21 protein-coding genes and 1 pseudogene are annotated in these 17,770 nt (G+C 62.7%); 11 read left to right on the top strand and 11 right to left on the bottom strand.

Features of this window, described 5'->3' with window-relative positions; all coding sequences use genetic code 11:
* The first annotated feature begins 94 nt into the window (after positions 1–94).
* On the top strand, positions 95–520 hold the full coding sequence (locus ACH2DG_RS07680) for an Lrp/AsnC family transcriptional regulator (protein WP_224152627.1): 426 nt from the start codon (positions 95–97) through the stop codon (positions 518–520).
* A gap of 88 nt (positions 521–608) precedes the next feature.
* On the opposite strand, the gene ACH2DG_RS07675 is transcribed toward ACH2DG_RS07680, so the two are convergent.
* Positions 609–1,355 (bottom strand): DUF4336 domain-containing protein, encoded by a 747-nt coding sequence (locus ACH2DG_RS07675; RefSeq protein ID WP_395025236.1) that lies wholly within the window; start codon positions 1,353–1,355, stop codon positions 609–611.
* 298 nt (positions 1,356–1,653) lie between these two features.
* Here ACH2DG_RS07675 and ACH2DG_RS07670 point away from each other — a divergent pair, with 298 nt between their 5' ends.
* Complete coding sequence (locus tag ACH2DG_RS07670) at positions 1,654–2,934, top strand: NAD(P)/FAD-dependent oxidoreductase (RefSeq protein WP_395025235.1); 1,281 nt, start codon at positions 1,654–1,656, stop codon at positions 2,932–2,934.
* A gap of 85 nt (positions 2,935–3,019) precedes the next feature.
* Here the strand turns inward: ACH2DG_RS07670 and ACH2DG_RS07665 are convergent, their stop codons facing one another.
* The gene (locus ACH2DG_RS07665) at positions 3,020–3,604 is read right to left on the bottom strand and encodes a LuxR C-terminal-related transcriptional regulator (protein WP_395025234.1); all 585 of its coding nucleotides are present in this window, start codon (positions 3,602–3,604) and stop codon (positions 3,020–3,022) included.
* A 98-nt stretch (positions 3,605–3,702) separates the two neighbouring features.
* Here ACH2DG_RS07665 and ACH2DG_RS07660 point away from each other — a divergent pair, with 98 nt between their 5' ends.
* Positions 3,703–4,404 carry a CoA transferase subunit A gene (locus tag ACH2DG_RS07660; protein ID WP_184711688.1) on the top strand — a complete coding sequence of 234 codons (702 nt, stop codon included), beginning with the start codon at positions 3,703–3,705 and terminating at the stop codon, positions 4,402–4,404.
* 10 nt (positions 4,405–4,414) lie between these two features.
* Complete coding sequence (locus ACH2DG_RS07655; protein WP_224152388.1) at positions 4,415–5,053, top strand: 3-oxoacid CoA-transferase subunit B; 639 nt, start codon at positions 4,415–4,417, stop codon at positions 5,051–5,053.
* A 79-nt stretch (positions 5,054–5,132) separates the two neighbouring features.
* Here ACH2DG_RS07655 and ACH2DG_RS07650 read toward each other — a convergent pair whose 3' ends face one another.
* Positions 5,133–6,050: a LysR family transcriptional regulator gene (locus ACH2DG_RS07650; RefSeq protein WP_395025232.1), complete on the bottom strand. Its 918-nt coding sequence runs from the start codon at positions 6,048–6,050 to the stop codon at positions 5,133–5,135.
* 75 nt (positions 6,051–6,125) lie between these two features.
* Here ACH2DG_RS07650 and ACH2DG_RS07645 point away from each other — a divergent pair, with 75 nt between their 5' ends.
* A complete protein-coding gene (locus ACH2DG_RS07645; protein ID WP_395025231.1) occupies positions 6,126–7,388 on the top strand; it encodes a serine hydrolase domain-containing protein in 1,263 nt (420 codons plus the stop codon).
* Here the strand turns inward: ACH2DG_RS07645 and ACH2DG_RS07640 are convergent.
* Positions 7,373–7,891: a macro domain-containing protein gene (locus ACH2DG_RS07640; RefSeq protein ID WP_395025230.1), complete on the bottom strand. Its 519-nt coding sequence runs from the start codon at positions 7,889–7,891 to the stop codon at positions 7,373–7,375. The genes ACH2DG_RS07645 and ACH2DG_RS07640 overlap by 16 nt on opposite strands.
* Positions 7,892–8,106: 215 nt before the next feature.
* Here ACH2DG_RS07640 and ACH2DG_RS07635 point away from each other — a divergent pair, with 215 nt between their 5' ends.
* The 5 genes from ACH2DG_RS07635 (at position 8,107) to mnmH (ending at position 11,799) form a co-directional block, all read left to right on the top strand.
* Positions 8,107–8,850: an aldolase gene (locus ACH2DG_RS07635; RefSeq protein WP_395025229.1), complete on the top strand. Its 744-nt coding sequence runs from the start codon at positions 8,107–8,109 to the stop codon at positions 8,848–8,850.
* Positions 8,851–8,855: 5 nt separating this feature from the next.
* The gene (locus ACH2DG_RS07630) at positions 8,856–9,359 is read left to right on the top strand and encodes a GNAT family N-acetyltransferase (protein WP_395025227.1); all 504 of its coding nucleotides are present in this window, start codon (positions 8,856–8,858) and stop codon (positions 9,357–9,359) included.
* Positions 9,360–9,449: 90 nt separating this feature from the next.
* On the top strand, positions 9,450–10,031 hold the full coding sequence (locus ACH2DG_RS07625; RefSeq protein WP_395025226.1) for a helix-turn-helix domain-containing protein: 582 nt from the start codon (positions 9,450–9,452) through the stop codon (positions 10,029–10,031).
* Entirely contained in the window at positions 10,031–10,561 is a 531-nt protein-coding gene (locus tag ACH2DG_RS07620) for a GNAT family N-acetyltransferase (RefSeq protein ID WP_395025224.1), read from the top strand. Before ACH2DG_RS07625 ends, ACH2DG_RS07620 begins: the two co-directional genes overlap by 1 nt.
* 185 nt (positions 10,562–10,746) lie before the next feature.
* Entirely contained in the window at positions 10,747–11,799 is a 1,053-nt protein-coding gene (gene mnmH / locus ACH2DG_RS07615; protein WP_395025223.1) for a tRNA 2-selenouridine(34) synthase MnmH, read from the top strand.
* A gap of 64 nt (positions 11,800–11,863) precedes the next feature.
* Here mnmH and ACH2DG_RS07610 read toward each other — a convergent pair whose 3' ends face one another.
* From ACH2DG_RS07610 to ACH2DG_RS07580, 7 genes are all read right to left on the bottom strand, one after another.
* Positions 11,864–12,538, bottom strand: a complete 675-nt coding sequence (locus ACH2DG_RS07610; RefSeq protein ID WP_395025222.1) for a DUF1294 domain-containing protein — start codon at positions 12,536–12,538, stop codon at positions 11,864–11,866.
* A gap of 5 nt (positions 12,539–12,543) precedes the next feature.
* Complete coding sequence (locus tag ACH2DG_RS07605) at positions 12,544–13,053, bottom strand: DUF523 domain-containing protein (protein ID WP_395025439.1); 510 nt, start codon at positions 13,051–13,053, stop codon at positions 12,544–12,546.
* 23 nt (positions 13,054–13,076) lie between these two features.
* Positions 13,077–13,502, bottom strand: coding sequence for a hypothetical protein (locus ACH2DG_RS07600; protein ID WP_395025221.1), 426 nt, complete (start codon positions 13,500–13,502; stop codon positions 13,077–13,079).
* Positions 13,503–13,597: 95 nt separating this feature from the next.
* On the bottom strand, positions 13,598–13,999 hold the full coding sequence (locus ACH2DG_RS07595; RefSeq protein ID WP_395025220.1) for a GFA family protein: 402 nt from the start codon (positions 13,997–13,999) through the stop codon (positions 13,598–13,600).
* Between the two features lie 261 nt (positions 14,000–14,260).
* Positions 14,261–15,556: a TRAP transporter large permease gene (locus ACH2DG_RS07590; RefSeq protein WP_395025219.1), complete on the bottom strand. Its 1,296-nt coding sequence runs from the start codon at positions 15,554–15,556 to the stop codon at positions 14,261–14,263.
* Positions 15,549–16,055 carry a TRAP transporter small permease gene (locus ACH2DG_RS07585; RefSeq protein ID WP_395025218.1) on the bottom strand — a complete coding sequence of 169 codons (507 nt, stop codon included), beginning with the start codon at positions 16,053–16,055 and terminating at the stop codon, positions 15,549–15,551. The genes ACH2DG_RS07590 and ACH2DG_RS07585 overlap by 8 nt, the downstream gene beginning before the upstream one ends.
* Positions 16,056–16,145: 90 nt before the next feature.
* Positions 16,146–17,129, bottom strand: coding sequence for a TRAP transporter substrate-binding protein (locus ACH2DG_RS07580; RefSeq protein WP_395025217.1), 984 nt, complete (start codon positions 17,127–17,129; stop codon positions 16,146–16,148).
* Between the two features lie 420 nt (positions 17,130–17,549).
* On the opposite strand from ACH2DG_RS07580, the pseudogene ACH2DG_RS07575 reads away from it, so the two are divergent.
* A pseudogene (locus ACH2DG_RS07575) lies at positions 17,550–17,770 on the top strand (tripartite tricarboxylate transporter substrate binding protein); the annotation flags it as partial.

Genomic DNA, 17,770 nt, shown 5'->3' with positions numbered 1-17,770 from the left:
ACACCAGTGTGGCGCAGGGCGAAAACAAAGCAAAGTGCAAAAAGTGGTAGAAAATGTCAGCCTGTGAAGCAAAATGTAGGCTCTCATTGTGCAAATTGACAAAACCGACCAGGCACTGATCAGCATGCTGCGGCAAAACGCACGCGAAAGCGTGGCCACGCTGGCCGGCAAGCTCGGCGTATCACGCGGCACCGTCACCAACCGCATGGAGCGGCTCGAGCGCGAAGGCCTGATCGTGGGCTACAGCGTGCGTCTGCGCCCCGATGTGCAACCCGAGGTGTTGCGAGCCTGGATGAGCATCGAGATCGTGGGCAACGACACGCGCCGGGTGATGGCGTCGCTGCTGGGCGAGCCTGGCGTGGCGGCGCTGCACAGCACCAATGGTCGCTGGGATCTGCTGGCCGAGTTGCAGGTGGCGAGCCTGGAGGAGCTTTCGCGCGTGCTGGAGCGCATCCGGCTCATCAAGGGCATCAGCAATAGCGAAACCAGCATCCACCTGGAGAGCTTTCGCGTTTCTTGAAAGCCTCTTTACTCTTCAAAGAAATTTGCAGGTGGCCTAGTGCAGATGGCGCATTTAGCTATTGATTGGATAGCAATTTGGCCAACCATCAGTCCAGCAGAAAGCCGAGCGCGGCGCGCAACTGCCCGGCGGCGTGCTGTTCGATGACCGTGTCGTGCGCCAGCACGATGCGCTGCACGGGCCAGTTGCAGATGAGCTGTGCGGCTGCGCGCGCGGCCGCCTGGTCACGGATGGCAAAGCGTACGGCCCGTGGCATGGCCAGGCGGCTGCGTGTGCCGTTCAGGCTGTTGAACAGGCGCGCCGACAGCGACAGATCCTGCGGGTAGTACTGCAGCACATCCGTGACGATCAGGCTGCCGCTGGGCTCGTGCAGCCACACGCATTCGTTCAGCAGCGGAATGCCGCCCACGCATTGCATCTGCAACTGATTACGCCATGCGGAGGGCGTGGCGGAATCGTCCGACTGGCCCGGTGGGCCCGGCTGTTTTGGCAGGGTCTGCAACTGCCGCAGATCGCGCCGCTTGGATGCGAGCCCAGGCGCGCCCCACAATTGCGCCTTTGGATAGAACGGCAGCCAGTCACCTGCATACAGGTGGTGCATGCGGTTGGGGGCCACTACCCAGGCCACGCTGCCCAGGGCATCGAGTGCGGCGCGCAGTTGCGGTGTGGGCGCGACGGGCGAGTGCAGCCATAGCTGGTGGTCCGCTAGCCGGGCCACAGTCATGCGCGTGCGCAGCGGCAGGCCTTGCACACGGATGCGCTGCTGCACGCTCCATAAATTGGGCGCCAGTGGTGTCAGGGGCAGGGGATTGCTGGGCGGTGGATGGGACGACATGGCAGGCAGTGGATAGATGCAGGAATGCCGCGGGCAGGGCGGGATGGAAACCAGCCCAGTGTATGGGCAGAACTGCATATGCCAGCTTGGCTGAACTCCTCTCAGCGCGACGAGTACAGCGCTGAGGGCGCGGGTTGTCTGGGCGGTATCTGCTGCCTTTATACGCCAGATCGTATAGGCAGAAACGTCGTCTTTTTGTATATACATTCAAGAATGTATGTTAAATTTGACTTAAGTTAAGCTACGGTTCAAGCTGTGATTGAAAGACCGTACCGGAGATCCTGCAAAGGAGTGGCAGATGCACTATGACGTGGTAATTGTGGGCGGCGGCGCCGGGGGGCTGGAACTGGCCGCACAGCTGGGGCGCAAGCTGGGGGCGCGAGAAGGGCGCGAGCGGGTGCTTCTGGTGGACAAGATGCCCTTCCACATCTGGAAGCCCACCTTGCACGAGGTGGCGGCAGGCACGCTTGACGCGCACCAGGAGGGGCTCTCTTACACCGTGCTGGCCCGGCGCAACCATTTCAGCTTTGTGATGGGCGAGTTCATCGCGCTGAACACCGCACAGCAATGCATTCGCCTCGCGGCGATCACCAATGAAGCGGGCAAGGAAGTGGTGCCCGAGCGCAGCATTGGCTACCGGCACCTGGTGCTTGCGCTGGGCAGCGGCTCCAATTCGTTTGGCACGCCGGGCATCGAGAACGCCTATCTGCTCGAAAGCGTGCGCGACGCGCAGCGCTTCCATGCCGACTGGCTCAGTGCCTGTGCCCACGCCTCGTATGCAGAACCGCGCTCGCTGTCGGTGGCCATCGTGGGGGCGGGCGCCACCGGCGTGGAACTGTCGGCCGAACTGCTGGAGGCCCACAGCATGCTGCAGGAGAGCCAGGGCAGCAACCAGCGCTTTCGGCTGGAGATCAACCTGATCGAGGGAGGCGAGCGCATTCTGGGTGGGCTGCCACCGCGCATATCGGAGCAGGCCACCACCGCGCTTGAGCGCAAGGGGGTTCGCGTGATGACGGGCACCCGGGTGCAGGCACTGGAGCCGGGCGAAGTGATCACGCCCGATGGCCCTGTCTCGGCAGATCTGATCGTCTGGGCTGCCGGCATCAAGGCAGCCGACCGCAATGCGCTGCTGGGCCTGGAGGTCAACCGCATCAACCAGCTGGTGGTGAATGACCATCTGCGTACCAGTGCGCACCAGGTCTATGCGCTGGGCGACTGCGCAGCAACGCCCTGGGTAGATGGAAAGACCGTACCCGCCCGTGCGCAGGCCGCGCACCAGCAAGGCACTTATTTGACCCAGGTGCTGTATGCCGCCCTGAAGGAAGGGCGCTTCAACGAGCCCTTTGTCTACAAGGATTTTGGCTCGCTGGTCTCGCTGGGTGACAACAAGGGTGTGGGCAACCTGATGGGGGGCCTGTCCGGCAAGAACTTCTTTGTGCAGGGGCTGCTTGCCAAGTGGATGTACATGTCGCTGCACCTGATGCACCACCGCGCCATTCTGGGCACGGTGAAGACAGCGGTGCTGGCCCTGGCGCGGCTGCTGCAGCAGCGTGTGTCCGGTCGCATGAAGCTGCACTGATCAAAAAAGACAAAGCAGCGGATCGCCCCAAGCCGTGTTCAGGCCACGGCAGGGCGTTTTGCAGAGGGGCCCTGGTGGCCTTGGATCAAGCCTCGTCCGGACCCAGCACGATATCGAGCGAGCTGCCACCGGCCAGCAGCTTCTGCACCAGTGCTGCGGATGATTCCGCACCATACTTGCGCATCAGGCGGGTGCGGTAGATCTCGACGGTGCGGTGGCTGATATCGAGGCAGCGGCCGATTTCCTTGCTGGTCATGCCCTCGAGCAGGCGGGCGGCCACCTCGCGCTCACGCGCCGTCAGCTCGGCGCGCACCGGGCGCAGCGCGCTCAGGTCTTCAAAGCTCCACACGCCGCCTTCATGCGGATCGTCGCGGTTGAAGGCCCGGCCCATCACATGGCACCAGAACATCTCGCCGTTGGCGCGCTTCATGATGCGGTTGTCCGAATACAGGCCTTGCGCGCCCATGATGGGGGCAATGCGCCGGCCCAGGCGCTCGAACTCGTCGGCACTGGGGTAGAGGATCTGGAAGGACTGGTTGATCATCAGCTCGCGCGAAGTGCGGAACATGGAACAGACCTGTTCGTTGCAGTCGATCATGATGCGGCGGTGCGAAACCACCAGGCCCACGGGCGCCATCTCGAAGGCCTGTCGATAATCAAGCGGTGTCACTCGCATGGCAAAAATTGTCCCCTTTACGAAATACTACGTATGCTAATACGTAGTATGCTTCATTCGCGGAACAAGCCCTTCTTAATTAGGAGACACGTGTGAACAAAATTTATCCGAATGCGGCAGCTGCACTCCAAGGCGTGGTCGCAGACAACCAGTTGCTGGCCGTGGGCGGTTTTGGCCTGTGTGGCATCCCCGAGGCGCTGATCGAAGCGCTGCGCGACAGCGGTGCCAAGAACCTGACTGTGGCATCCAACAATGCCGGCGTCGACGGTTTCGGCCTGGGCAAGCTTTTGGAGACCCGCCAGATCAAGAAGATGATCGCATCGTACGTGGGTGAGAACAAGGAGTTCGAGCGCCAGTACCTGGCAGGCGAGCTGGAACTGGAATTCACACCCCAGGGCACCCTGGCCGAAAAAATGCGTGCTGGCGGCGCCGGCATTCCCGCCTTCTTCACCAAGACCGGTGTGGGCACGCAGGTGGCAGAAGGCAAGGAACTGCGCGAATTCGACGGCGAGACCTATGTGATGGAGCGCTCCATCGTTGCCGATGTGTCGCTGGTCAAGGCCTGGCGCGCCGACAAGAGCGGCAACCTGCAGTTCCGCCTGACGGCGCGCAACTTCAATCCGGCAGCGGCCACCTGCGGCAAGGTCTGCATCGTGGAAGTGGAAGAGATCGTCGAGACCGGCGCCTTGAAGCCCGATGAAATCCACCTGCCTGGCATCTATGTGCACCGCCTGGTGCTGAACGCCACGCCCGAGAAGCGCATCGAAAAGCGCACCATCACCGAGAAGAAATAAGGAGCCTGACATGCCTTGGACCCAAGACCAAATGGCCGCACGCGCGGCGCAAGAGCTGGAAGACGGCTTCTACGTCAATCTCGGCATCGGCATTCCTACCCTGGTGGCCAACCACACCGGCGACAAGGAAGTGTGGCTGCAGTCGGAAAACGGCATGCTGGGCATCGGCCCATTTCCTACCGAAGACGCCATTGACGCCGACCTGATCAACGCTGGCAAGCAGACGGTGACGACCATCGCCGGCTCCTCCATCTTCAGCTCGGACCAGTCGTTTGCGATGATCCGTGGCGGAAAGATCAACCTGTCCATCCTGGGCGCCATGCAGGTGTCCGAGAAGGGTGACCTGGCCAACTGGATGATTCCGGGCAAGATGGTCAAGGGCATGGGCGGCGCGATGGATCTGGTCGCTGGCGTCAAGCGCGTGATCGTGCTGATGGAACACGTGGCCAAGAAGAAGGACGGTACCACCGACCTGAAGATTCTCAAGAACTGCACCTTGCCGCTGACCGGCGTGGGCGTGGTCGATCGCATCATCACCGACCTGGGTGTGTTCGATGTGACCGAGCAGGGCCTCAAGGTGATTGAGCTGGCCCCCGAGGTGAGCTTTGATGACGCGCAATCCAAGACGGGTGTGACGCTCATCAAGTAAGCGCTGCATGCGATGAAAACAGGAACGCAGCCTTCGGGCTGCGTTTTTTTTGTAGCCCGGTGCTGGAATCGTCAGCACTTCAGGCTGGTGGCTCCTCGCGCAGAAAATCGATGAACGCCCGCAGCTTGGGAGGCATCTGCCTGCGCGCCGGGTAGTAGATGTGAAAGCCCGACCAGGGCCTCTCGAAGGCCTGCAAGGCCGGCACCAGCAAGCCGGTGGCAAGCTCCTGCTGAATACTGGCCACAAACTTGTGCGCCACGCCATAGCCCTGGCAGGCCGCGCGGGTGAGGTAGGCGTCGTCCGAAAAGATCAGGCGCCCCCTGGGTTCAATGGCTTGTTCCTTGCCGTCCACCACAAAAATCCAGGGCACAAAGCGCTTGGAGCCGGGGAGCCGAAAACGGATGCAGTCATGGCGGGCCAGATCGGCAGGCGTTTGCGGCATGCCGTGCGCCTGCCAGTACGCCGGGCTGGCGACCACGGCTTCCCACTGGCCCTGGTCGAGCGGCAGCGACACCATGTCGCGTGCCAGAAAGGCGCCGAGGCGAATGCCTGCGTCAAAGCCATCCTGCACGATGTCGGAAAACGCATCGTCGGTGAACAGCTCGAGCTGAATGCGCGGGTAGCGTGCCAGAAAGGCATCGAGCCGGGGCGTGATGAGCAGCCCCGCCGCCAGCCGCGAAGTATTGATGCGCAGCAAGCCGGTGGGCTCGTCACGCGCGGCGCGCACCTTCTGCATGGCAAGGTCGAGCTGGTCCAGCGACGGCGTCACCTCTGCCAGCAACTGCTCACCCGCTTCGGTGACGGAGACTTGGCGGCTGTTGCGTTGCAGCAGTCGCACATCCAGCTGCGCTTCGAGCTTGCGCATCTGCTGCGAAACGGCAGACGCGCTGATGCCCAGCTGGTTGCCCGCCTGGGTAAAGCTGCGCAGGCGTGCCACCAGTACAAAGGTGCTCAGCGCATTCAGCGAATCGCGCGGGTTGGATAAGTTTTTCTTCACGATGGGTGAAGTGTTGCACGCTTTTTCTTGAGCGTGAAGTGGCGGACACTGCGGTTTTCCGCCAAGGAGTTCTCCATGAACCATGTGTTTGCCACCATGGCACGGCCGCTTGCCGCCGGTCTGCTTTCACTGGCGTCTATCGCCCACGCGGCCAGCGATGCTGCGCTGGAGCAACGGGCCCGGCTCGCCGCCAACCTCAACACGGTGCTGGATGCGGCCGTCGCGCAAAAGCGGATCGTGGGTGCCGTGGTGCTGGTGGCGCAGGATGGAGCCGTGCTCTACCGCCAGGCCGTTGGCTATGCGGACCGTGAAGCACAGCGGCCCATGCAGGCATCGACCGGCTTTCGCCTCGCTTCGATGACCAAGCCGATCGTCACGCTGGCCGCCATGCGGCTGGTGGAAGCGGGCAAGCTGCAGCTGGACGCGCCCGTCACCCGGTACCTGCCGGATTTTCGGCCGCCCCTGGTGCAGGCCCACGGCGAGAAGACCGTGCCCACGCTATCGGTGCGCCAGCTCATCACCCACACCTCGGGCCTGGGCTATGGATTTGCGGAAGGGGCCGATGGTGCCTATGCCCGGCTGGGCGTCTCCGACGGGCTCGACAGCAGCGGCATCAGCCTGGATGAAAACCTGCGCAGGCTGGGCAAGGCGCCGCTGTACTTCGCCCCGGGCAGCCAGTGGCGCTATTCGCTGGGCATCGATGTGCTGGGCGCCGTCGTCGCCAAGGCCGGGGGCGCTCCGCTGCAGCAGGTGGTGGCGCGGTCTGTGACCCATCCCTTGCAGATGCAGCACACCCGCTTTGCGGTGCGCCCGGGGACGCCGCTGGCGGTACCCTATGCCGACGGCAAGCCCCAGCCAGTGCGCGTGCACGAGAACATGGTGGTTCCCCTCGCTGCCGGGCAGGAGGGGGGCGTGCGCTTTTCTCCCAATCGGGCGTTTGACCGCCATGCCTTTGCATCCGGCGGCGCAGGCATGGTGGGCAATGCAGATGACTACCTCCAGCTGCTGGAATCGGTGAGGCGCAGCGCCGCCGGGCAGCGCGGCCTGCTGCAGCCTAGAACCGCGCAGGAGATGGTGCGTGACCAGGTCGGCCCGCAAGCCCAGACGCAGGGCCCGGGCTGGGGCTTTGGCCTGGGCTGGGCGGTTCTGGTCGACCCGGCCTTGGCCGGAACGCCCCAGGGCAAGGGCAGTCTGCAATGGGGTGGGGCGTATGGACACAACTGGTTTGTTGACCCCGAGCGCAGGCTGAGCGTGATCCTGCTCACCAACACGGCGTTCGAAGGCATGGCCGGCCGACTGGTCAACGAAGTGCGGGATGCGGTCTACGCTTCGCTGTAATTTGCCAAGGCCCGGCCTACCCGGCCTGCCTGGCTTGCACCGCCAAAGCGCACCAGCCGCACATGCGCCTTGCTGTCGATGGTGTTCAGGCTCTCCTGCATCCAGTGTAGGGCCTGCTCTTCGGACAGCCCGCCGGTGCCTGCCCCCAAGGCCGGAAAGGCCACGGAGCGGTAGCCGCGCGTATGGACGATCTGCATGGCCGAATGCACGCTGGCCTGGATGGAAGCCTGCGACGCACGCCACCACATGTCGATACCGGCCACATGCACGATCGCCTTGAACGGCAACCTGCCCGCGCAGGTGGTAACCGCGCCGCCCAGCGGAATCGCCCCCAGCATGCCCAACTGCCAGAAGGGCCGGTAGCCCGCCCGCTTCTTGATGGCACCTGATACGCCTCGTGGCAGCAGCAGCCACCAGGGAATGATGTTGCGATTCCATGCGTTGACAATCACATCCACTGGCTGGTCCAGCAGGTTGCCGTCGATGATTTCTATATTTTTCATAGCATTTAGCGTTTGACTGGTGGGCGCCAGAGGCGGTTTTGATGACATATCCTGAAACCGAGGATAGCGATGGATTGCGGACACAATTGGCAGAAATACGGAGCGCATGCAGGAGACAGTAACAGCCGGTTTGTGCCCCAGGCGCTTGCCTGCGGCTCGGGCGCCTTCCATACTGGTGGAACTTCTTCCGTCTTCCTCTACAGAGTGGCCGCCCCATGAATGCACCCCATACCCCAGGCAGCACAGCGCACCCCTTGTTCACCGATCCCGATGTCGTCCAGATGCGCGAGGACATGGCGCTGGCCCTGCGTGCGGCAGCGCATTTCGGCCTGGGCGAGGGCGTGTGCAACCATTTCAGCATGGCGCTGCCCGATGGCAGCCACTTTCTGCTCAACCCGCGTGGGCTCATGTGGAGCGAGGTGCAGGCCGATGATGTGGTGATCGTCGACGACCAGGGCTGCGTGGTTGCAGGTGGCCACGCGGTGGAGCCCACCGCCATGTTCATCCACACGGCCGTGCACCGCATCGCCCGCAAGACCTGCGTGCTGCATACGCACATGCCCTATGCGACTGCACTTACCCTGACGCAGCAACGCGCGCTGGACACCACCTTGAGCCAGAACGCAATGCGCTTTCATGGCCGCGTGGCGGTGGACAGCCAGTACAACGGCTTTGCACTGGATGGCCGCGAAGGCGAACGCATCGCCCATGCCATGCGGGGCGCGGACATCAGCTTTCTGGGCAACCACGGCATCATCGTTTGCGGCGAGCGCATGGACTACGCCTTTGACGATCTGTACTACCTGGAACGCGCCTGCCAAGCCCAGGTACTGGCGCAATCGACCGGTGTGCCACTGGCGCCCTGTGATCCGGCGCTGGCCGCACGGGTGGCCGAGCAGGCCAATGGCGAACGCCTGCAGTCGACCCTGTTTTTTGAAGCGCTGCGCAGAAGGCTGTGACCGCGATGCAGATATCCATTGAAGCCCTGCAGCCTGCACAGTTCGACGCCGTCTGGCAGGTGTTTGATACGGTGGCGCGCGAAAAGCACTACCTCGCATCGCAATGCGCGCCAGCGCCTGCGCAGATGCGCGAGTACCTGCAAGCCTATATCGACAAGGGCCAGCCATACTATGTGGCGCTGGCAGACGGCCAGGTGTGCGGGTGGTGCGGCGTGCAACCCGTGCACGGACAGGCGCGTGCCCATGTGGGCATGCTGGGCATGGGCTTGCTGCCCGCAATGCGTGGCCAGGGCATTGGAGAGCGGCTGATGCAGGCCGCGCTGAAAGCCGCGCAATCCTATGGCTTTACACGGGTGGAGCTTGCCGTGCGTGCAGACAATGCGCGGGCCATAGCGCTGTACGAGCGCCAGGGCTTTGTGCGCGAAGGGCTGCTGCGCGACGGCTTCTGTGTGGATGGGGTGTACTTTGACATGCACACCATGGCATTGCTGCACAGGCCGGTTGCATGAACAAGGCCACAAGCGCCCTTGTTGAATGCATTTAGTGCATTGACTGCACTTATTCCAGTAAATTGGAATTTATTCTATTATGATGGATGCATGTCCATCGACCAGCTTCTCTCCGTCCGTGTGCATGGCCTGCGCAAGGCGCGCGGACATACGCTCGATGCCCTGGCGCAGATCAGTGGTGTGAGCCGTTCGACCATCTCGCTGATCGAGCGGGGCGAAACCAGCGCCACTGCCGCTGTCCTGGGTAAATTGGCGCAGGCGCTGCAGGTGCCGCTGGCATCGTTGTTTGAAGAGGAGCGCAGCGGCGAAGTGGCGCAGCCCCTGGTGCGCGCCGCCAGCCAGCCGCGTTGGCAGGACCCGGCCACCGGCTATGTGCGCCGCCAGCTCTCGCCCGTTGGCTACCCCGCGCCGTTGGAGTTGGTGGAGGTGATCTTCCCGTCCGGCCAGAGCGTGGCTTTTGACCATGCCCTGCGCAGCCAGCCGCTGCACCAGCAACTGTGGATGCTGGAGGGCAGCATGCAGCTGGCCCTGGGCGGTCAGCATTGGGCGCTGCAGGCGGGCGATTGCCTTGCGATGGAGCTGAACCAGACGCTGGTGTTTTCCAACACCGGCAACACGCCCGCGCGCTATGTGCTGGCCTTGGTGAACCCCGAATTTTCCCGGAGCAAGTGATGAGTGAACCGAAACTGGTGCCCTGCACCCATGAGCGCCATGCCGCTGCAATCCTGGCCATCTTCAACGATGCCATCATCAACAGCACGGCGCTGTATGACTACCAGCCTCGCACGGCAGAGAGCATGGTGGCCTGGTTTGCCGCCAAGCAAAAGGGCGGCTGGCCGGTGATCGGCCTGGAAGACGAGGCCGGAGAGTTGCTGGGCTTTGCCAGCTACGGCAGCTTTCGCGCCTACCCGGCCTACAAGTACACCATGGAGCACTCGGTCTATGTGCGCAACGACCAGCGCGGCCGGGGGCTGGGCAAGCGGCTTTTGCAGGCAGTGATTGCCGAGGCCCGGGCGCACGATGTGCATGCGCTGGTGGGCGCCATCGACGCCGCCAACACGGGCTCGATTGCGCTGCACGAAAAGCTCGGGTTCAAGAGCGTGGGCCTGATGCCACAAGTGGGCTTCAAGTTCGGGCGCTGGCTGGATCTGGCGCTGTACCAGCTGACCCTGGAGACGCCCGCGCAACCCGTGGACGGCTGAGCAGCTGTCACTGGCTTGCGCGCGGTGGGATAATGCCAGCTTTCGCGCGCAGCGTGCGCCCCTTCCAAGACAGGGGCCACAAACGGATGTATCGAGGCTCGATCAAACACTGCGAAGCTGCTGTTGCCATGACAGCGGCGCCCTGTTTTTGACTGGCTCCATGTTGGAGCCCCGAGCCTTCTGCCATGTCTCACCGCCAGCCTGTCCGCATCAGCGACATTGACCAGTTCGACACCATCGTCGACGCCCGCTCGCCTGCAGAGTTTGAGCAGGACCGCATTCCCGGCGCCATCAACTGCCCTGTGCTCAGCAACGAAGAGCGCGCGCAGATCGGCACCATCTACAAGCAGGTCAGCCCCTTTGAAGCCAAGCGCCTGGGCGCGGCCATGGTCAGCGCCAACCTGGCGCGGCACCTGCGCGATACCTTCCATGACAAGCCTGCCAACTGGAAGCCCTTGGTGTACTGCTGGCGGGGTGGGCTGCGCAGCGGCTCGATGGTGACCTGGCTGCGCCTGGTGGGGTGGGATGCACAGCAGCTCGCTGGCGGCTACAAAGGTTTTCGCTCGCATGTGATCGAACAACTGGACACCCTGGTGCCCCGGCTGCAACTGCGTGTGCTGTGCGGTGCAACCGGCAGCGCCAAGACCCGTGTGCTGCACGCCATGGCGGAGCAGGGCGCGCAGATCATCGATCTGGAAGGCTACGCCAGCCACAAGGGCTCGCTCCTGGGCAGCCTGCCGGGCGTTGCCCAGCCCAGCCAGAAGCATTTCGAGACCTTGCTGGCCGAGCAGATCGGCACGCTGGATCTGGAGCGCCCGGTATTCATCGAAGGGGAAAGCGCCAAGATTGGCCGCATTGCACTGCCCCTGCCGCTGGTGGCGCACCTGCGCGCGGCGCCGGTGGTCGAAATCCAGGCAACGCCAGAGGCGCGCCTGGCCTACCTGCTGCGCGACTATGCCTACCTGGGCGACGATGCGGCCCTGCTGGAAGAAAAACTGGGCTACCTCAAGGAATTGCAAGGCAAGGAGGCGGTGGCCCGCTGGCAGGGCTGGGCGCGGCAAGGCGCGCTGTCGCCCCTGTTTGCCGAGTTGATGGCGCAGCACTACGACCCGCACTACGAACGCTCGCAATCGCGCAACTTTGCCCAGTGGCCTGCGCGCCAGAGCTATGCGACCGATGATCTGAGCGATGCAGGCATTGAGCGCCTGGCGCTTGGCATTACCGCCAACACCCATTGAGCCATACCAAAACGAGACGTGCTGAAGTCGGCAGGTCAATGATTGCTGGCAAACGACGGTAGACCTAATAAGGCAGCAGATGGCGCCCGGCGGGGGAACACACATACACCAGGGCGGCCACGTTGAGCAGCACGGTCAGCCAGAAAACCGCACGAAATTCCGTCTTGGCCGATTTGTGGCGCAGCAGTTGTTGCGCCACCAGCGCCCCAGGCCATCCACCGCCCAGGGCAAGCAGGTGCAAGGTACTCTCCTTGGTGCGCCACCGGCCGCTTTGGGCTGCGGATTTGTCCAGGGCGTAGATGACAAAGGTCAATGCGCTCAGACCCGCATACCACCAGAGCAGCCACGATGGCGGGTGCCACAGCACACCCAGCACCACAACCAGCAGCGCAAAGGCTGGCAAGGCAAACAGGCTGGCGGTTCCCCAGCGGGCACTGCCATGGGCAGAGCGGGCGGATGCGGGGCTGCGCTGCTGCGTGCCGCGAGCGGGCCTGCCAGCAGAAGTGGCAGGGCCAGCAGTGCCAGCACGCGGGCGAACCAGTTGCACCTTGCGGGCACGCTTCTTGCCTTCCGGGCCCGGTTCCACCTCAAAGCTCAACCGCTGCTGCGCCTGGGGCCGCGCAGCGCCCGGGCCGAATGCCTTGATGTGTACAAAAACAGGGTCGCCCCCTTGATCGGCAGCAATGAAGCCAAAGCCGCGCTCGTCATTCCACGACTGCAAAGTGCCTTCAAAACGCATGTCGATCAATCCTTGCCCGCAGCGCAGGTAGCGGCCTGCAGGGCTTGCGCTGCTGCATCCCATTGGTGTTCGCCAAACACCGCAATGCCCGCATCGCGCAGCAAGGCGCTGGTCACGCCGTCGCCAGCCACCTTGCGGCCCGCAAACTGGCCGTCGTAAATATGGCTGGATCCGCAGGAAGGGCTGAAGTCCTTCAGCACTGCAACCCGTATGCCGTGCTTGTGCGCCAACTGCAGCGCAAGCTGGGCGCCACGCGCAAAGGCATCCGTCACATCGTCACCTGCGCTGTCGCGCACCTGTGCGTGGCCAGACAGCACGCTGGCACCGCTGCCGCCTGTCGTGATTTCTGCCGGTGGGCGGGGTGTTGGCAGGCCGCCTGCCACCTCCGGGCAGATGGCAACCACCTGGCCCTGCGCCAGCCAGCGTGCCAGCACCGGGTGATGCGCCAATTGGTGGCCTCCGTCATAACGAACGGGCTGGCCCAGCAGGCAGGCGCTGACCAGTACCTTGGGCAAACGTGTCTCGGTGGTTGGCAGGTTCAGCATTGAAAGACCTCATGAAACCGCGCATCCGCTGCCTCTTCGCAGCGCAGGCCTGTGGCATCGATCCGCAGCCAGGCCCCTTGGGCGCTCTGCAGCTCCAGCTGCAGGGCTGCTCCACCCGTTTCATGGGTGCCATCCGCCGCATACAGGCTGGGCACGGGCAGGGCACTTAGGCGTTCTTGCGCCAGCACCAACTGGCCTTCCGCCAGCCGGCCTGTGCAAGCGGCCATGTCGCCGGTGACCAGGGCACCCGTCAATGTCAGGCTCAGGCCATTGGTATAGCCTTGGCTGCGGCGGGAAGAGAGCGCTTCGTTGGCCTCAGGCACGCGCAGCATGGCCGCTGCAAAACGAATCACCAGCCCGGCAGGCGAGGTTTCGATGCGGCTGATTTCGGAATCGGCAAACTCAAAAAGGCGGGTCATGCGGCAGAGGAATAGCGCACACGGTGGAGTGGTGCTATAAAAATAAAGCGAATCGCGCTTATGGGGGGCGCGCTGGAGGCTATTTTCTTATGAAATCAGCTGCCTTCGGCAAAGGCAGGCACGTTTTCCAGGTCATGAATCCACGGCATGGCAGAACGCGTCCAGATCTGTTTGCGCGGCGGCAAGTGGGCGCGCTCGGCCACGCAGCCCAGGCGAATCACCACATACTGCGGGTTCACGGCCTCGCTGCCATACATGGGGGTGCCGCATTCGGGGCAGAATACCTGCGCGCGCCGTTGGCCGCTTTGCGCGGTCTTGAGATAGGCTTTCGGGTCGCCCTGCAGATGGAACTGCCCGATGGGCGCCCTGACGATGGCCCGCATCGGTGCGCCCGACAGCGCTTGGCAGTCACTGCAGTGGCAGAGCGTGACGCGTTCAGGGTCGATATCGGCGGTAAAGCGGATGGCGCCGCAGTGGCAGGAGCCGTGAATCTGCATGGATGTCCTCAGTTTCAGTCTGTCTGTAAAGAGCCAATTGCTGAAGATAGGGGTTCAGAATGTCAAATGCTGTCGCCATGGCACCAGCCCAAGAAGAATGAACAGAATGGCGATGGCCAGTGCATGGAGCTTCTGAGAAATGCGGTGCTTCACCCGCCATTGTCGTGGTGAATGCGAGGGTGCCTTTGGCTTGGAGGCTCGTTGCCCGTGCACGAAAAAAAACCGGCTGCAGGAGCCGGTTTTTCGCACGTGGATGGGAGCCTACATGTTATTGGGCAGCGCCGTGACGATCTGCGGGAAGAACCACAGAATCACCAGCGCGATCACCATCAGGAAGAAATACGGCGCGCAGACGCGGGCGATATAGGTGATCTGCTTGCCCGTCATGCCCTGCAGCACGAACAGGTTGAAGCCCACGGGCGGTGTGATCTGGGCGGTCTCCACGGTGATCACCAGGAAGATGCCGAACCACAGCGGATCGATGCCTGCGGCATGGATGATGGGCAGCACCACGCTCATGGTCAGCACGATGGTGGAGATGCCATCCAGAAAGCAGCCGATCAGGATGTAGAAAATGCCCAGCACCACGATCAACATCGCAGGCGACAGGTTCAGGCTGCCCACATATTCGGCCAGCTGGCGTGGCAGGCCCATGTAGCCCATCGACAGCGTCATGAAGGCGGCGCCAGCCAGAATCAAGGCAATCATGCAGTACAGGCGCGTGGCACCAAACAGCGAATCCTTGAAGTTCTTCCAGGTGAGGGCGCCTTGCGCAGCCGACAGAATGAGCGAGCCCACCACGCCAATGGCGGCAGCTTCCGTCGCAGTGGCAATGCCGGTGTAGATGCTGGCAATCACCGAGGCGATCAGCAGCACCACCGGAATCAGGTGGCGCGATTCGTAGATTTTCTCCTTGAAGCCCATCGTTGCATCGGCCTTGGGCACCTTGGAGGGATTCATCAACGCCCACACCATGATCCAGCCGCTGAACATCACCGCCAGCATGATGCCCGGCAGCACGCCAGCCATGAAAAGCTTCGATATCGACAACTCTGCCGATACGCCATACACGATCAGGATGATGGAGGGCGGAATCAACAGGCCCAGTGTGGCGGGGCCGCCCAGCGAGCCAATTACCTGGTCCTGCGGGTAGCCGCGCTTCATCAGCTCGGGCACATTCATCTTGCCCACGGTGGCGCAGGTGGCTGCAGACGAGCCGGAGACTGCCGCAAAGATCGTGCAGCCGATCACGTTGGTGTGCAGCAGGCGGCCGGGCAGGGCGTTGACCCAGGGCGCCAGGCCCCGGAACATGCTCTCCGACAGATTGGTGCGGTAGAGAATCTCGCCCATCCACACAAACAAGGGCAGGGCCGTCAGCGTCCAGCTGCTGGCCGAACCCCAGATGGTCATGGCCATGGCGTCGCCTGCGGCGCGCGCGGTGAAGAACTGCATGCCGAACCAGGCCACGCCAGCGAGCGTCAGACCCACCCACACGCCGCCGGCCAGCAGCAGCAGGAGCACCACGATGAGTGCAATGCTTGCGGTAATTTCACTCATGGTGTGCGTCCTCGTTCACGGCGGTCTGGCGTTTGCCCATCAGCTCCAGCACCAGCTCATCGCACAGGGCGATGAAGAAGATGAGGGTACCCAGGGCCATGAAAATCTGCGGAATCCACATGGGCGTGGCATCGATGCCCACCGAAATATCATCGATGTCCCACGACTGCCAGGTCAGCCGCGCAGAGTAGAAGGCCAGAAAACCGGCCAATATGGTGGCAATGAGCAGCGCGGCAACTTCCATCGCCTTGAGTGCCTTGCCCTTGAGCGCGCCCAGCAGCAGGGTGACGCGGATGTGCTCGCCCTTCTTGAAAGTGCTGGCCAGTGCCAGAAAACCGGCGCCCGCCATCGCGTAGCCCGCGTAGGCGTCGGTGCCGGGTGCGTTGAAGCCGATGACGCGGCTGAGGACGGTGAGCAGCACCATCACCAGAATGCCGATCATGGACAGCCCTGCCAGCCAGGCGGCGGCAGAGTACAAGCCATCTAGAAATTTACGCATATGTGTGTTCCAAGGCTGTGGTCACTGACAAAGGCGCCCATCGGCCTGTGGGGCAGATGGGCGCATGCCATCGTGATCCGGTGCTGATCCTTACTTGCCAGCCTTGTACGCGTCCAGAATGGCCTTGCCATCGGCGCCGGCCTTCTCGGTCCACTCCTTCACCACGGTTTCCCCTACCTTGGCCAGGTCTGCCTTGAGCTGGGCAGAGCCCGTCTCGATGCTCATGCCGCCTTGCTTGAGTGCTGCGATCGATTTGGCATCCACTTCCTTCGACTCTTTCCAGCCGCGCTCCTCGGCTGCGGCTGCGGCCTTCAGCAATGCATCCTGCTCGGCCTTGCCCAATGCGGCGAACGCCTTCTTGCTCACGGTCACGGCATTCTTTGGAATCCAGGCCTGCACGTTGTAGTAATACTTCAGGTTCTCGAACAGCTTGTTGTCGGCGCCGGTCGCACTTGACGTGATCAGGCCATCGACCACGCCCGTGGCCAGCGCCTGCGCCAGCTCGGCCTCTTGCACCGTCACCGGCTGCGCGCCGATCAGCTCGCCAATGCGGGCCGTGGTGGGCGAGTACACGCGCCACTTCATGCCCTTCAGATCGGCCACCGAATTGACCGGCTTCTTGGTGTAGATGCCTTGCGGTGGCCACGCCACCGAATACAGCAACACCTGGCCCTGCTTGTCGAGCAGTTTTTGCAGCGCAGGCTTCTGGGCCTGGTACAGCTTGAAGGCATCGTCATAGCTGCCCACCAGGAAAGGCAGGCCGTCCACGCCAAAAATCTGCGATTCGTTCTGGAAACTCACCAGAAAGAACTCGCCCATCTGCGCATTGCCGGTCTGCACGGCGCGCTTGATCTCGGGCATCTTGAACAGCGAAGCGCCGAAGTGGGGCGTGATCTTGAGCTTGCCGCCCGTGGCTGCATCCACATCCTTCACAAACAGCTCGTTGTTCTTGGAATGGAAGTTGCCGGGCCCGTAGGCAGTGGCAAAGTCCCACTTGGTCTGGGCGGCAGCCGCCGTGGCAAAACCGATGCTGGCAACCAGGGTGGCGGTAGCACAGAAAAAACGACGCTTCATAGTGGCTCCTCAAAGAAAGCGGCTCAGCGGTCGCTGGCCAGGATGAAAACGGTGAACGCACGGCGCCGCAGCCCTCCGCCGCGCGCCGCTTGCAATGTACCTGCAAATTGCTTGCCAAAAGTAACATTCCTGCCAATTAACTTCCATCAGGGATTTCAACAATATCGAAAGTTTGTAGGTCTTGTTTTTTCTTTTGTTGAGTGTGTTATGAAGAATTGTTGAACGATTATTTTTGAAAAATTACTGACTGCCGTCTCCAAGGGCGGCTGCACCCATGGGTCACGCACTAAAGAGTCAACGGATGGTGGTTTTCCCTGCATTGGAGCGTCGGTGCAACGGCGCTGTCACCTGTGTTGGGGGTATGGGCGGGTGGCTTCGCTAGGCTGCAGGGCAAACAACCACCATTGCAAGGAGACGACCATGCATCGCCGTACTTTTGCCGCTGTCGCAGCCAGCATTGCCGTCCTGGGCGCTGCGGGTTTTGCCGCGCCTGCTGTAGCGCAAGCCGATTATCCCAACCGGCCTGTTGTGCTGATCGTGCCCTATGGGGCGGGCGGTGTGAGCGATGTGGTGGCGCGGGCGCTGGCCTTGTCGATGGGCAAGCAGTTGGGGCAGTCGATCATCATCGAGAACAAGCCGGG

This window comes from Comamonas odontotermitis, assembly GCF_040396735.1.
GTDB lineage: Bacteria > Pseudomonadota > Gammaproteobacteria > Burkholderiales > Burkholderiaceae_C > Comamonas > Comamonas odontotermitis_C.
The sequence above is the reverse complement of the archived record's forward strand: the minus strand, read 5'-3'. Positions and strand labels throughout refer to the sequence as shown.